Here is a 13008-nt window from a genome sequence, read left to right on the forward strand (position 1 = left end):
GATCAGTGCAACCCACTCAAGCACTGGTGTCCCTGCGTTATGTAACCCGCATTGCTGCCGTCATTATTTTAGTGGCGGTTGCTGTGGGTTTTTTTCTGCCTTCGGATTATCGTATTGAACGCAGTGCTGTGGCGCAAAGCGCACAATACGACTTAGTTCAAGAGCGATTATTAAATCCTGAGGCATGGACCGATTGGATGTATATTGAGTCAGGTAAATTGGTGCAGCAAGATGGGGGGGATACTCTCCAAGAAGGCAATCGCTATTTGATTCAATATGAAGGTGAAGCCACAAAGCAGGGTTCGATGGTGATCGACTCTGTGTCCATGGAGGCAATCACCTTTACAGTACAGCCCAATCAGAAAACGCAGCCGATCCCTAATACCCTATATATTGATGTCACAGAAGACGGGCGAACTCACTTACAGTGGGTGATTGAAGGCGAGTTAGACGCGGGCTTTTTAAGTCCGTATTTGGCTTTCTTGGCTAACCGTATTGCGGGTGCTAATATCGAAAAAAGTTTATCGAATCTGACTCAATAGACTACTGCTCAACTGCCTGCATCGCAGGCAGTTTCTCCACTAACGCTTGCGTAATAAAACTTTGCGTACCGCGAATCCCCATAATACTAATGCTTTCACCTGGTTTTAGGTTTGACACTAATTGTTGTGCATCGTGGGCACTTAAGTCTGTGCGTTTTTCAATAGATGTTAAGATGTCACCGGCACGAATGCCTGCTTTATCTGCTGGACCTAAAGGGACGATACTTGTGACAATCAAGCCTCTTTCTATAGGAAGGTTCAAGGCAAGAGCAACTTGAGGGTTGTTTTCTTGCACTTGCAGTCCTAGGTAACCACGAATCACGCTGCCATTTTTAATGATGGATCTCATGATGCTGATGGCATCATTAATCGGGGTGGCAAAACCGATGCCCTGTGAGCCGCCTGAGCTAGAATAGATAGCAGAACTGATGCCAACCAGTTTGCCGGTTAGGTCGACCAATGCGCCCCCAGAGTTACCAGGATTGATAGCAGCATCGGTTTGTAAAAAGTTTTCATAGGTGTTGAGGCCTATGCTGTCTCGGCCTTTAGCGCTGATGATGCCCGCAGTGACTGTTTGACCGATGCCGAAAGGGTTGCCGATAGCAAGAATTTGATCGCCGACCATAAGTTGATCGCTATCTCCAAGGCTTATCGGAGATAGGTTATCTAGGTTAACTTTTAGGACGGCCAAGTCCGTGGCGGGGTCTGTACCAATAATTTGTGCGCGGGTTTGCCTCTGATCATTTAGAGAGACAATCACAGTACTTGCACCTTGAATAACGTGATGGTTTGTGAGGACGTAGCCTTCTTCCGATATAATAACGCCTGAGCCGAGGTTAGTGATCTTCTGGCTGCTACTATGATTAAAAGGGGAAGTTTGGTTGGTGAATGTATAAATATTCACCACAGAGTTGGCAGTTTTTGCTGCAGCGCTAGCGAAGCTTTGTCCTGACTCATTCTTATAATGCTGCCAAAATAAAAATGCAGTTCCGAGCCACAATCCTAGTAGTATCCAGACAAGACTATTACGACTTCTTAAACTATTTAGTGTGTATGGAGTAATCATGAATAAAACAGAACTCGAGAAAAAATTGACGGCATTATATCAGCCGCGCTTATTTAAAGATTATGCGCCTAATGGTTTGCAAGTGGAAGGCAAAGACCAGATAAACAAAATCGTAACGGGTGTGACGGCTTCAATGGCGCTAATTGAAGCGGCTATAGCAAAACAAGCAGATGCTATCATCGTGCATCATGGTTACTTTTGGAAGGGGGAACGTCCAGAAGTGGTAGGAATGAAGTACCGTCGTCTTTCTGCCTTGATCAAAAATGATATTAATTTGTTTGGCTATCATCTTCCGATGGATGCGCATTTGTTAGTTGGAAATAATGCCAACTTAGCGCGAGCATTAGGTGTTGAATCGTTGCGTCCATTGGAGTCAGAAAAGCCCTTAGAAGAAAGTATTGGTGTGGTGGGTAAATTGGCAGTGCCTCTGTCTCCCGAAGCGTTTCAGATGTTAGTGGAAAAAGTGGTGGGTCGTGAAGTGTTATTTGAATCGGTGTCCGATTCCCATATTTCTGACGTTGCGCTTTGTACCGGTGGTGCTCAAGGCTATATCAATAAGGCTCTTGCTGCCAATGCGGATGTATTCATTACTGGGGAGGTGTCTGAGCAGACGATCCATACTGCTCGAGAAGAAGGTATTCATTTCTGCGCAGCAGGACATCATGCAACCGAGTGTTTTGGTCCTAAGGCTTTGGCTCAGCATATTAATGATGTCTGGGGGATCGATTGTGAATTTATTGATATCCCAAATCCAGCTTAAGAATGGCTAGATTGATGCCAAAAAAAAGCCTGCATTAATTGCAGGCTTCTATAGATTCGCTGTCGCGAGGGCGTCGACTAGTAAGCTCGGCTTGGTTCTTCCGGTGCTTTACGGTGTAGACCGTAGTTTTCGCTAAGCATGCCCTCGTCGTCACCAGATTTGGCTGCGTAATCTCGAGGCTGTGCCGTCACTTCTTCTGTCTCAGCTTGGTTGTCGCTAGTAGTCTCGGGCTTTTCTAGCTCAACGGTTGCTAGGCTTGATGCCCCGTCAAAAACTGCCTTGCGAGCATCTGCCAGTTTTTTCTCGGCAGCAGCTAGGTGTGCGTTTAATTGTAAGAAATGATCGTCAGCAAGTACTTGGCGACGTTCCATTTCGTGTTGCATGGCTTCCATTGCTACACCTGCTTGGTGTTTGTCGTTTGTGCTCTTCTTGCTGAGAGCGCGAAAAATTAGCGCGCCTACAAACCCTACAATGATGCCAGTAACAAAAACGATGATATCGAATACTTCAAGTTCCATGGTTTACTCCCCAAAACATCTTTGTGAATTATAACGGAAATACACCATGGGAAATATAGGGAATAGTGAGGTTTCTGTATCAATTTGCTAATATGTCGCAATCTTACATGCAATGGTGTATTCGCAGACAATGACCCCGTTATCGAAATATCAGGAAGACCTAAAACGTCCAGACTTTAACTATGATCCGGCACAAGAAGAAGCTGTACAAGCTTTGCAGAACTTGTATGAGCGAATTGTCGCAAATGGATCAAAAGCGTCAAAAACGCAGAAATCTTTGTTTGGCTTTCTTAAGAAAAAGAAGCCAGAAATTAATGTAGAGCAAGGGCTTTATTTTTGGGGTGGGGTTGGACGTGGTAAGACCTATCTAATGGACACCTTTTTCGAATGCCTGCCAGTAGAGCGCAAACTTCGTTTACACTTTCACCGATTTATGCAGATGGTGCACCAAGAGTTGCGCAAATTGCATGACACTAAAAACCCTCTTGAAATTGTAGGTAAGCAAATTTCCGAGAAAGCACAGGTGTTGTGTTTTGACGAATTCTTTGTGACCGATATTACCGATGCCATGATTCTGGCTGGCTTATTGGAGCAGCTTTTCATTAACGGTACAGTCTTGGTGGCAACATCTAACATAGAGCCTGACGGTCTTTACAAAAATGGTTTGCAGCGCGCACGCTTTCTGCCTGCAATTGATCTGGTTAATAAGCACACTAAAGTCATGAATGTTGACGGTGGGGTGGACTACCGTTTGCGTACATTGAAACAAGCTAAGCTTTACCATTATCCATTAACCCCTGAGTCAGCGGATGCTTTAAGCGAACGTTTCCGTAGTCTGGTTGTGAATCAAGACAGTGTTGAAGAGGGGGGTGATGTAGAAATTGAAGGGCGTTCTATTCCATTGCAGCGTAGCTGTGAAGATGTAGCATGGTTTGACATTAAAGCGCTTTGTGATGGGCCGCGTAGCCAAGTCGATTACATTGAAATCGCCAAATTGTATTCAACTATTATCATCTCTGGTCTGCCACAATTCGATTCGCCCCGTGATGACATGGCGCGTCGCTTTATTAACCTGATTGATGAGTTTTATGATCGGCATGTCAAAGTGATCATTTCAGCTGAGGTGGCTATTCCTGACATTTATATTGGTACGCGTTTGGCATTCGAGTATGACCGTACTGTTAGCCGCTTATTGGAAATGCAATCGGAAGAATATCTAATGTTGGAGCATCGCCCATAATTAGATAGCTAAAACGCTTTAGTTTTTGAAGTGCTTTGGTTATAATTCGCGCGCTCTTATTTGAGTATGTGTACGTTATGGCATCTTAATAGACGCCATAACCAATAATAATAGGTATTGACATGCGCACTGCATGTAAATGATAAAGGGTTTTTTAATGAAAACTTTTACTGCAAAACCTGCTGAAGTACGCCGCGACTGGTTCGTGGTTGATGCTGAAGGCAAAACTCTTGGTCGTTTGGCTACAGAAATTGCTCGCCGTCTACGCGGTAAGCATAAAGCAGAATACACTCCTCACGTTGACACTGGTGATTACATTGTCGTTATCAACGCTGAGAAAGTCCGTGTAACTGGTAACAAAGCATCTGACAAGAACTACTACCGTCACACTGGTTACCCAGGTGGCCTACGTTCTATGAGCTTTGAGAAGTTGATTGATCACGCTCCAGAGCGCGTTCTTGAAATCGCTGTTAAAGGCATGCTGCCAAAAGGTCCTCTAGGCCGTGCAATGCACAAGAAAATGAAAGTGTATGCAGGCGCTGAGCATCCGCACACAGCACAACAGCCACAAGAACTTAACATCTAATACGGGAAGATCATTATGTCAGCTACTCAATACTACGGTACAGGTCGTCGTAAAACGTCTACTGCTCGTGTATTCCTAAAGGCAGGTTCTGGTAACGTAGTTATCAACAACCGCTCTCTAGAGCAATACTTCGGTCGCGAAACTTCTTGCATGGTTGTTCGTCAGCCACTAGAACTTGTTGATGCAACTGAGAAATTTGACGTTTACGTTACTGTAAACGGTGGTGGTATCTCTGGTCAAGCAGGTGCTATCCGTCACGGTATCACTCGTGCGCTAATGCAATACGATGAGACGCTACGTCGCACTCTACGTTCTGCTGGTTACGTTACACGTGACTCTCGTCAAGTTGAACGTAAGAAAGTTGGTCTACGTAAAGCACGTCGTCGTCCACAGTTCTCTAAGCGTTAATTTTTACTACGCTTCGTATTTTTCAAAACGCCTGCATTTGCAGGCGTTTTTTTATGTCTCAAATCAGTGTTTGGTGAATGTGCAAAAATGTTGCCTTGTCACCAAAATACCTTTCCCATAACATCCTATAAAGTATTCAAATCCTTATTCTTTTTAGGGAATTGAACTTGTTGACAGTAAATTGGTGGGAGAGAACCATAATGAGTCAAAGCGGCGTGAATAAGGGCCGTCGTCGATTTCTACTCGGAGCTACTAGCGCGATCGGTGCGGTGGGTGCAGTAGGGATTGCAACGCCTTTTGTTGCCTCATGGAATCCAAGTGCCAAAGCGAAAGCGGCTGGTGCACCGGTGAAGGCCGATATTAGTAAACTAGAAGTAGGTCAGCAGATGATTGTTGAGTGGCGAGGCCAGCCTGTATGGGTAGTGCGTCGTTCTAAGCAAACAGTTGCTGATTTATCCAAATTAGACGATCAACTGGCAGACCCATCTTCTGCTGTTGAGCAGCAACCTACATACGCACAAAACGAATATCGCTCAATTAATCCTGAGATTGCCGTTTTGCTTGGTATTTGTACGCATCTTGGCTGTTCTCCAACCTACCGTCCAGAAATCGCACCAGAAGACCTTGGTGAGAAGTGGTTAGGTGGCTTCTTGTGTCCATGTCATGGTTCACGCTTTGATCTTGCTGGCCGTGTTTACAAAGGTGTGCCTGCTCCGACAAACCTTGTCGTTCCACCTCATCGTTTTATTGATGATTCTGTTATCGAAGTCGGTGTCGACGCTGGAGGTAACGCATAATGGCTGCAATGAAAAATTTCATGGCTTGGGTAGATGCTCGTCTACCTGTAACGCAAGCGTTTGAAAAACACATGAGCAAGTACTACGCGCCGAAGAACTTGAATGTTCTGTATCTTTTCGGTGTGTTATCTCTGTTGGTATTGGTTAACCAATTGCTAACTGGCGTGTGGTTGACGATGAGCTACAACCCATCTGCTGAAGGGGCGTTTGCTTCGGTTGAATACATCATGCGTGATGTAGAATACGGATGGTTAATTCGTTACATGCACTCGACCGGAGCTTCGGCATTCTTCGTCGTGGTTTACCTGCACATGTTCCGTGGTTTGCTATACGGTTCATACCAAAAACCGCGCGAATTGGTTTGGTTGTTTGGTATGGCCATTTACCTAGCATTGATGGCTGAAGCCTTCATGGGCTACTTACTGCCATGGGGGCAGATGTCATACTGGGGTGCTCAGGTAATCATTTCTCTATTTAGTGCAATTCCAATGATCGGTCCTGACTTGGCGCAATGGGTGCGTGGTGACTACCTGATCTCTGGTATTACGCTAAACCGTTTCTTCTCTTTGCACGTTATCGCCTTGCCATTGGTATTGGTTGCTTTGGTTGTATTGCATTTGCTTGCACTTCACCATGTAGGCTCGAATAACCCTAAAGGCGTTGATATCAAGAAACACAAAGATGAGAACGGTATTCCATTGGATGGTATTCCATTCCACCCTTACTACACGGTGCATGACATTGTGGGGGTTGCGGTATTCTTGTTCGTATTTTGTGGTGTGATCTTCTTCTTCCCTGAAATGGGGGGCTATTTCCTAGAGAAGCCAAACTTTGAAGCAGCTAACGCATTGAAGACGCCAGCGCATATTGCTCCAGTTTGGTACTTCACGCCATTCTACGCCATTTTACGTGCAGTCACTTATCCTCTATTCGGTTTGGATGCAAAATTCTGGGGTGTGGTCGCTATGGGTGGTGCAATCGCAATTCTATTTGTGCTGCCATGGTTAGATCGTAGTCCAGTAAAATCCATGCTTTACAAAGGTTGGATGAGTAAAGTTGCTCTAATCTTGTTCTGTATGAGTTTCGTGACTTTGGGTGTATTAGGGGTGCTGCCATCAACTGAGAGCCGTACTACGATCGCGCAAATTGCATCACTAGTGTACTTCTTATACTTCATTTTGATGCCTTTCTATACAAAATGGGAAAGTACTAAACCAGTTCCGGAGAGGGTGTAATGATGAAAAAGATGTTCGCAACAGTGGCGCTGGTGTTTGCGTCAGCGATGACTTTCGCATCTGGTGGTTCTGCGGTTCACTTAGAGCAAATGGCGCCGGATCTTCACGATAAAGCTTCATTGCAGCGTGGCATGCAAGTCTACACAAACTACTGTGCAGGTTGTCATGAGATGGGGTATGCCCGTTATGAGCGCGCAGCCAATGATCTTGGTATTCCAGTGGATTTGTTTGAAGAGAATATGCTTCCTTCGGGCAAAAAAATTGGCGAGCTGATGAAGAATGCAATGGATGGTACTGATGCCAAAAACTGGTTTGGCGCGACACCACCAGATTTAACGCTTGAAGCGCGTTTACGTGGGCATGATTGGGTTTATACGTATCTTAAATCTTTTTATGAAGACAAAACTCGCCCTTGGGGTGTGAACAATACGATCTTCCCAAGCGTGGGTATGCCAAACGTATTAGAGCATCTTCAAGGTGTGCGTCACATGACATGTGCACAAGCGCCTGCATTGGATGAGCATGGTAAGCCAAAATTTGATACACTAACTGGCGATGTTTTAACGGAAGAACAATGTAATGTAGTTGTGCAAAAAACTGCAGGTCAATTATCTGAAGAAGAATTTGACCAAGTTGCCTACGATGTTACAAATTTCTTGGTGTATATGGGTGAACCAAGCCGTTTACAGGCTGAATCATTAGGTATAAAAGTGTTATTATTCATTGTTCTATTTGGTATCTTTGCATACCTGTTGAACAAAGAATACTGGCGCGAAATTCACTAATGAATCGATGAGTTTTGCCAAAATGTCCCTCTCAAAGAGGGACATTTACACATTAGTTTGTTAAGTTAACCCCTTCATGGGGTTTTCGTTGTTTATTGAATAGGGGTTATACATGGGTGTTATTGCAAAGCGCTCTTCAATGACGTTCTTCTCTGATGGGGAAGATCATTACAGTCATCGCGTACGTATCGTTTTGGCTGAGAAAGCGGTAACCGTAGATATTATTGATGTTGATCCTTTCAACAAGCCAGAGGAATTGGCTGACATCAACCCTTACAACGAGTTGCCGGCACTAGTTGACCGCGAATTGGTTCTTTACGAACCAAACGTAATGATGGAATATTTGGATGAGCGTTTCCCGCATCCACCATTGCTACCTGTTTACCCTGTGGCGCGAGCGGAAAGCCGTCTTTACATGTATCGTATCCAACGTGACTGGGCTGGCCTAGTTGATACGATTCTAACAAGTAAAGATCGTAACGCTGTAGAAACGGCGCAAAAAGAATTGCGTGAAAGCTTAATTAGCGTATCACCAATTTTTGAAGAAAAACCTTACTTTATGAGCGAAGAATTCACGATCGTGGATTGCTGCCTAGCTCCAATTTTGTGGCGTTTGCCGGTACTGGGTGTTGCTATCGAGAAATCGCAAGCACCTGGCTTATACAAATATATGGATCTTGTGTTTGAGCGTGAGTCTTTTAAAGAAAGTCTTTCTGAAGCAGAACAAGAGATGCGCCTTGACTAAATAAGGCGCGCTAAAGCATAACAAAAGGGGCCCATAGCCCCTTTTATTTTTTCTGGAGTGCAGTGAATGATTCCAAAACGTTCTTATTTGCTAAATGCCACTTATGAGTGGATTGCAGACAATAGCATGACGCCATACTTATTGGTGGATGCGGATTTTCCGGGGGCTGTGGTGCCTCGCGAATTTGTGAATGATGGTCAAATCGTGCTGAATATTAGTATGAATGCGGTGCGTCATTTGCACATCGATAAGCAAGGTGTGTCGTTCGAAGCGCGCTTTAGTGGCAAGCCGATGCAGGTGTATGTGCCGATGGCCGCCGCAATGGCGCTTTACGCGAAAGAAGATGGAGATGGCTTGGTGTTTCCACCAGAGGAGTTTGATGAGACTCCAGCGCCAGAACCAACGCCACCGGAGCCCCCAAAGAAAGGCTTCACATTAAAGGTTGTAAAATAAGCAACCTTTAGTCTTCGTAGCCAAACAGCTGTCGTTCAAGCAGATCAACTAACGCATGGACGACGGTTGTTTGTACTTCTTGTACCCGTGCTGTCCCCGTTAAATTGATTTTAATTTCAGTATCGTCTCTTGACGTCAGTGACGACACGTTTTTCGCGTCCGGTGTGGTCAGGGCGACAATATTCATCTTGCGTTCATGGGCGGCTTGAATCGCCTGAATAATGGGGGATGTGTTGCCTTTGTTTGCCACAACAAACAGCACGTCGCCGGGGTTGCCAATGGCAGTGATTTGCTTAGAAAATACATCGTGATAGCTGTCATTATGTGTGATGGCCAGCAAGGCATTGCCATTGCTAGTTAAAGAGACTGCAGGTAAGCCTGGGCGCTCTCGATCCATGCGGTCCAGTAGTAGTGTGCTGAAATATTGAGCGATGTAGGCGCCTGTACCGTTGCCTACTGCCACTACCTTGCCGCCATTTGCGATGCTGTTAAAGAGAACTTTTGCAGCATGCTCAATGAAGGGAGGCAAGGTTTCTAAGGCGTATTGCTGTGACTCAAAGCTTTGAGCAAACTGGGTGTAAATGGCTTCTTGATAATCCATAAGTAACTACTATATCTGTACTGCTTTCAACCAATTTATGTTGTTAATGTCGAGTGGGCCGTCTATGGCAATGACATCAATTTGATATTGGCTACTTTGCAAATTATTTTTGATTAACCAGTACTCTGCGGTTTTCAGGCAGCGGAGATACTTCTGTTTTGTTATGCTTTCTGCGGCGCTGCCTCTAGAGGCATCTGCTCGATAACGCACTTCTACAAACACAATGGCTGGTCCATTGCGCATAATCAAATCCACTTCACCCTGGCGTGAGTGAAAATTTCGAGCAATAAACTGATAGCCCTGTTGGACTAGATAATGCTCAGCCAACTGCTCGGCTTTGGCGCCATCATTCCTTTTCCTTCTGGGCGAAATAACTTTCCTTAGCATCAATAAGCTCTCCTTGCTTATAAGTCACTATGTTAGGTCGGCGATTAAAGATGCCATCGTCGTCAAGCGTGATAATACCAGTTCGGGCGGATACTTTTGCCGATTTAACATTGGCGAATAGTGCTAAACGCTTGGCCAATAAATAGCTGTCGTTACCTAATGCTGTCAGACGTTGCAATACGAAAGGAGTGTTACTGTGTTGCTCTGCCGACTCTAAGACCGCAGGCAGCTCAGTAAAAATAATTCGTTCAATGTCTTCGCTTTTGCTGTTTGAGCTAGGTGTCTTGTCGTGAATCGTCTGTGACGCCAGCATTGGAATGTCTTCGGCAAAATAGAAATTCAATAGTGGTCGAATCTGCTTTGCGTCATCCAGTTTACCAATGTAATAAACATAATCTAGGTCTCGTCGTGCTCGTGGCGTAGACTCCACATCTTGCTGCGTCCATTGTTGAATGCTTCGAATTCGTGCTTCACTTTCATCGACTTGCAAAAGTTTTTTAACGGCTTGAGCGCGCCCGTTTGGTGTATTGTCATAAGAAATAGACGTTAGTACAGGCAAATTGGTTTGTTGGGCGATTTCTTTGAACTGATCGCTTTGGCGTAGTGCCCAAGTGGATTCCATCGATAAGATGGCTGAATTCTCAGCGCCTTGTTTTTTGGCAAATGCCATTAGCTCGCGAATATCGTCGCTCACATTCAAAGAAAAATGATACAGATTCGGGATGATGCGATTGTTTTCCAATTGGTTCAGCGCAATAGTGGGGACGTCTTGTACAAGATCTGCTAGCTGGGCCACGTTTTGTTTGCGCAGCGGGCCAATAATGGTTTCAGCGCCAGACTCTAAGGCCGTCAAATAGGCCTGAGAGAACTGGGTATATTGGTCTGTGTCAATGATATAAAGGTTAGGCTGCACATCACTGTTTGCGTAATATTGTTGCAAAATACCATTGAGAATGGACTCCGAAGCCACTTTGAGCTCCTTGCTCATCGGTAGCATTACCGCAATCGAAGTAGGCATATTTTGTTCTAGCGATGCCATGATTTGGAAATCTAATGGCGGATTGACCGCTGCAGGATGGCTGCTATGAAGTTGTTGCCAAGATTGAAACTCTGCCACTTGCTGTTCTACGGTCAAAGACTGCTGTCTTAAAATTTTTGACACATCTAACCAGCCGTCCAATAGAGGTAATTGGTTGCCTTCAAGATCACTTACTTCGTTGTCGGTGAGATTCTGAATGGCTAGCCACAGATCGCTACGGTTCTGCTCTTGCTGATCTGCAGGGAGCATCAGACTCAACTGCATGAAATCTTTCACCGCATTTGGCCAATTATCCAAAGAGGCCATGACTTTGGCTCGTTGCTGCAGGACTTTAATGTTGTTGCCAGGACGATCTGCATAGGGCAGTTCCGCTGCTTGGCTCAGCATTTGTAATGCCAGCATAGGAGTGTCTTGCGCTAAGGCAATGTCGCTCATCAATAGGTAGCCGTCAAACTGACTTGGACTGCGAACGGGAAGCACATGGGTTTCAAGCAACGTCCGAGCCTGTAGATATTGCTCATCTACAACAAGCGCCTTCGCTGCTGCCCAGTAGAAGGGCGCGGCCAGTTCCGGTGTCGATTGAGCCTGAGCTTGAGCTAGGGCGTAGTTGTAATCAGATAAACCACTGCCTTGTTCAAGTTGGGCATTTGTCATACCAGAACTAGGCACGGAAGTTTCAATAGCACCACAACCAATTAGCGACAATGTAACCAAGGAAAGTGGTATGATACGGGATCTAAACAAACTCATATGCACGCAATACTTAAGCCTATAAAAGAGGAATCATGGTAACACAGTCTGATAATGATGTGAGAGGAACCTTCTACATTGTAGCGACCCCAATCGGTAATCTAGATGATTTTACGGATCGTGCAAAACGAGTTTTACATGAAGTTGACTATATCGCCGCCGAAGACACTCGCCACAGCAAACGTTTGATGAATCATTTTGGCATCGACACCAAGTTGTTTGCTTTACATGACCACAATGAGCGCGACAAAGCGGCTTACATTGCTTCGCTGTTAAGCGAAGGTAAAAACGTTGCTCTGATCTCTGATGCGGGTACGCCATTGATCTCAGACCCTGGCTACCATGTGGTGAACTACTTACGTCAAGAAGGCCATAAAGTTACTCCCGTGCCGGGCCCATCGGCATTGATTACTGCATTGTGTGCATCAGGCTTGCCGACCGATCGATTTAGCTTTGTCGGCTTTTTGCCAGCAAAAAGTAAATCTCGTCGTGATGAAATGTCGAGCTGGGTACCTAGCCTAGGGACAGTGGTTTTCTATGAGTCCACGCACCGTATTTTGGACTGTTTAGCAGACTTAGAAGCAGTCTGGGGAGATCGAGTTCAAGTGGCGTTGGCGCGTGAGTTGACGAAAACATTTGAGACATTCTTGTCTGGTTCGGTTTCTGAGATTAAGCAAATTTTAGAAGACGATAGTAACCAAACCCGTGGTGAATTCGTGATGATGGTGTCACTTCCTGCCGTGGAAGAAGACCATTCAGAGGCGCTGAAAATCCTTAAAATTCTGCTCAAGGAACTGCCCGTAAAACAAGCTGCAGCGCTGGCCGCTGAAATCACGGGCGAGAAGAAAAACGCCTTGTACAAACAAGCGCTCGCCATGAACGAAGAGTAACCATCTAAATCTGTCATCTCGCGTTTGCTTGTTTACAGAAACAAACAAACGCGTATACTGATGCACAACTTGTCGGAGTGCCTTAATTGGCTGAGATCGCATTTTAATGCGGGATCCGCAGAACCTGATCAGGCTAATACCTGCGAAGGGAACAAGAAAGCATCATTTCTTTTCTGCTGAAATAGCGTTGTTTTACCCAAGCTCTC

At 45.2% G+C, this 13008-nt stretch carries 16 protein-coding genes and 1 riboswitch; of the genes, 11 read left to right on the plus strand and 5 right to left on the minus strand.

The features are described 5' to 3' along the window. The first annotated feature begins 5 nt into the window (after positions 1-5). Positions 6-542, plus strand: a complete 537-nt coding sequence (locus ASC49_RS05500) for an SRPBCC family protein (RefSeq protein WP_055462228.1) — start codon at positions 6-8, stop codon at positions 540-542. A gap of 1 nt (position 543) precedes the next feature. Here ASC49_RS05500 and ASC49_RS05505 read toward each other — a convergent pair whose 3' ends face one another. After that, positions 544-1542, minus strand: coding sequence for a S1C family serine protease (locus ASC49_RS05505; RefSeq protein WP_245624646.1), 999 nt, complete (start codon positions 1540-1542; stop codon positions 544-546). A gap of 64 nt (positions 1543-1606) precedes the next feature. On the opposite strand from ASC49_RS05505, the gene ASC49_RS05510 reads away from it, so the two are divergent. Next, positions 1607-2368: a Nif3-like dinuclear metal center hexameric protein gene (locus tag ASC49_RS05510; RefSeq protein WP_055462230.1), complete on the plus strand. Its 762-nt coding sequence runs from the start codon at positions 1607-1609 to the stop codon at positions 2366-2368. A gap of 77 nt (positions 2369-2445) precedes the next feature. Here ASC49_RS05510 and ASC49_RS05515 read toward each other — a convergent pair whose 3' ends face one another. After that, the gene (locus ASC49_RS05515; RefSeq protein ID WP_055462231.1) at positions 2446-2886 is read right to left on the minus strand and encodes a DUF1043 family protein; all 441 of its coding nucleotides are present in this window, start codon (positions 2884-2886) and stop codon (positions 2446-2448) included. 130 nt (positions 2887-3016) lie between these two features. Here ASC49_RS05515 and zapE point away from each other — a divergent pair, with 130 nt between their 5' ends. From zapE to ASC49_RS05555, 8 genes are all read left to right on the plus strand, one after another. Next, positions 3017-4126: a cell division protein ZapE gene (gene zapE, locus ASC49_RS05520; RefSeq protein WP_055462232.1), complete on the plus strand. Its 1110-nt coding sequence runs from the start codon at positions 3017-3019 to the stop codon at positions 4124-4126. A gap of 157 nt (positions 4127-4283) precedes the next feature. Further along, positions 4284-4712, plus strand: coding sequence for a 50S ribosomal protein L13 (gene rplM / locus ASC49_RS05525; protein ID WP_055462233.1), 429 nt, complete (start codon positions 4284-4286; stop codon positions 4710-4712). A gap of 15 nt (positions 4713-4727) precedes the next feature. After that, the gene (rpsI, locus tag ASC49_RS05530) at positions 4728-5120 is read left to right on the plus strand and encodes a 30S ribosomal protein S9 (RefSeq protein ID WP_055462234.1); all 393 of its coding nucleotides are present in this window, start codon (positions 4728-4730) and stop codon (positions 5118-5120) included. 200 nt (positions 5121-5320) lie between these two features. Beyond that, on the plus strand, positions 5321-5917 hold the full coding sequence (gene petA, locus ASC49_RS05535) for a ubiquinol-cytochrome c reductase iron-sulfur subunit (protein WP_055462235.1): 597 nt from the start codon (positions 5321-5323) through the stop codon (positions 5915-5917). After that, positions 5917-7152 (plus strand): cytochrome b, encoded by a 1236-nt coding sequence (locus ASC49_RS05540; RefSeq protein ID WP_407067170.1) that lies wholly within the window; start codon positions 5917-5919, stop codon positions 7150-7152. Before petA ends, ASC49_RS05540 begins: the two co-directional genes overlap by 1 nt. Continuing rightward, positions 7152-7937 carry a cytochrome c1 gene (locus tag ASC49_RS05545; RefSeq protein WP_245624647.1) on the plus strand — a complete coding sequence of 262 codons (786 nt, stop codon included), beginning with the start codon at positions 7152-7154 and terminating at the stop codon, positions 7935-7937. The genes ASC49_RS05540 and ASC49_RS05545 overlap by 1 nt, the downstream gene beginning before the upstream one ends. Positions 7938-8049: 112 nt before the next feature. Beyond that, a complete protein-coding gene (locus ASC49_RS05550) occupies positions 8050-8682 on the plus strand; it encodes a glutathione S-transferase N-terminal domain-containing protein (protein ID WP_055462236.1) in 633 nt (210 codons plus the stop codon). A 66-nt stretch (positions 8683-8748) separates the two neighbouring features. Then, positions 8749-9135 (plus strand): ClpXP protease specificity-enhancing factor, encoded by a 387-nt coding sequence (locus ASC49_RS05555; protein ID WP_055462237.1) that lies wholly within the window; start codon positions 8749-8751, stop codon positions 9133-9135. Between the two features lie 7 nt (positions 9136-9142). On the opposite strand, the gene ASC49_RS05560 is transcribed toward ASC49_RS05555, so the two are convergent. Genes ASC49_RS05560 through ASC49_RS05570 form a run of 3 tightly spaced genes read right to left on the minus strand, consistent with a single transcriptional unit; the run spans position 9143 to position 11912 of the window. Further along, on the minus strand, positions 9143-9736 hold the full coding sequence (locus ASC49_RS05560) for an SIS domain-containing protein (RefSeq protein ID WP_055462238.1): 594 nt from the start codon (positions 9734-9736) through the stop codon (positions 9143-9145). Between the two features lie 9 nt (positions 9737-9745). Next, positions 9746-10123, minus strand: coding sequence for a YraN family protein (locus ASC49_RS05565; protein WP_055462239.1), 378 nt, complete (start codon positions 10121-10123; stop codon positions 9746-9748). Beyond that, positions 10083-11912 (minus strand): penicillin-binding protein activator, encoded by a 1830-nt coding sequence (locus ASC49_RS05570; RefSeq protein WP_072242053.1) that lies wholly within the window; start codon positions 11910-11912, stop codon positions 10083-10085. Before ASC49_RS05570 ends, ASC49_RS05565 begins: the two co-directional genes overlap by 41 nt. 35 nt (positions 11913-11947) lie before the next feature. Here ASC49_RS05570 and rsmI point away from each other — a divergent pair, with 35 nt between their 5' ends. Further along, entirely contained in the window at positions 11948-12802 is an 855-nt protein-coding gene (gene rsmI / locus ASC49_RS05575) for a 16S rRNA (cytidine(1402)-2'-O)-methyltransferase (RefSeq protein ID WP_055462241.1), read from the plus strand. A 63-nt stretch (positions 12803-12865) separates the two neighbouring features. Next, positions 12866-12970: riboswitch (TPP riboswitch) on the plus strand. The last annotated feature ends 38 nt before the right edge of the window (positions 12971-13008 follow it).

The sequence above is a fragment of the Marinomonas fungiae genome (assembly GCF_001418205.1).
GTDB classification, from domain to species: Bacteria; Pseudomonadota; Gammaproteobacteria; order Pseudomonadales; family Marinomonadaceae; genus Marinomonas; species Marinomonas fungiae.

Coding starts and splice junctions, on each gene's coding strand:
- ASC49_RS05515 (WP_055462231.1), bottom strand. CDS start 2,886: ATGGAACTTGAAGTATTCGATATCATCGTTTTTGTTACTGGCATCATT.
- ASC49_RS05565 (WP_055462239.1), bottom strand. CDS start 10,123: ATGCTAAGGAAAGTTATTTCGCCCAGAAGGAAAAGGAATGATGGCGCC.
- ASC49_RS05510 (WP_055462230.1), top strand. CDS start 1,607: ATGAATAAAACAGAACTCGAGAAAAAATTGACGGCATTATATCAGCCG.
- ASC49_RS05540 (WP_407067170.1), top strand. CDS start 5,917: ATGGCTGCAATGAAAAATTTCATGGCTTGGGTAGATGCTCGTCTACCT.
- ASC49_RS05550 (WP_055462236.1), top strand. CDS start 8,050: ATGGGTGTTATTGCAAAGCGCTCTTCAATGACGTTCTTCTCTGATGGG.
- zapE (WP_055462232.1), top strand. CDS start 3,017: ATGACCCCGTTATCGAAATATCAGGAAGACCTAAAACGTCCAGACTTT.
- ASC49_RS05545 (WP_245624647.1), top strand. CDS start 7,152: ATGATGAAAAAGATGTTCGCAACAGTGGCGCTGGTGTTTGCGTCAGCG.
- ASC49_RS05560 (WP_055462238.1), bottom strand. CDS start 9,736: ATGGATTATCAAGAAGCCATTTACACCCAGTTTGCTCAAAGCTTTGAG.
- rsmI (WP_055462241.1), top strand. CDS start 11,948: ATGGTAACACAGTCTGATAATGATGTGAGAGGAACCTTCTACATTGTA.
- petA (WP_055462235.1), top strand. CDS start 5,321: ATGAGTCAAAGCGGCGTGAATAAGGGCCGTCGTCGATTTCTACTCGGA.
- ASC49_RS05570 (WP_072242053.1), bottom strand. CDS start 11,912: ATGAGTTTGTTTAGATCCCGTATCATACCACTTTCCTTGGTTACATTG.
- ASC49_RS05555 (WP_055462237.1), top strand. CDS start 8,749: ATGATTCCAAAACGTTCTTATTTGCTAAATGCCACTTATGAGTGGATT.
- rpsI (WP_055462234.1), top strand. CDS start 4,728: ATGTCAGCTACTCAATACTACGGTACAGGTCGTCGTAAAACGTCTACT.
- rplM (WP_055462233.1), top strand. CDS start 4,284: ATGAAAACTTTTACTGCAAAACCTGCTGAAGTACGCCGCGACTGGTTC.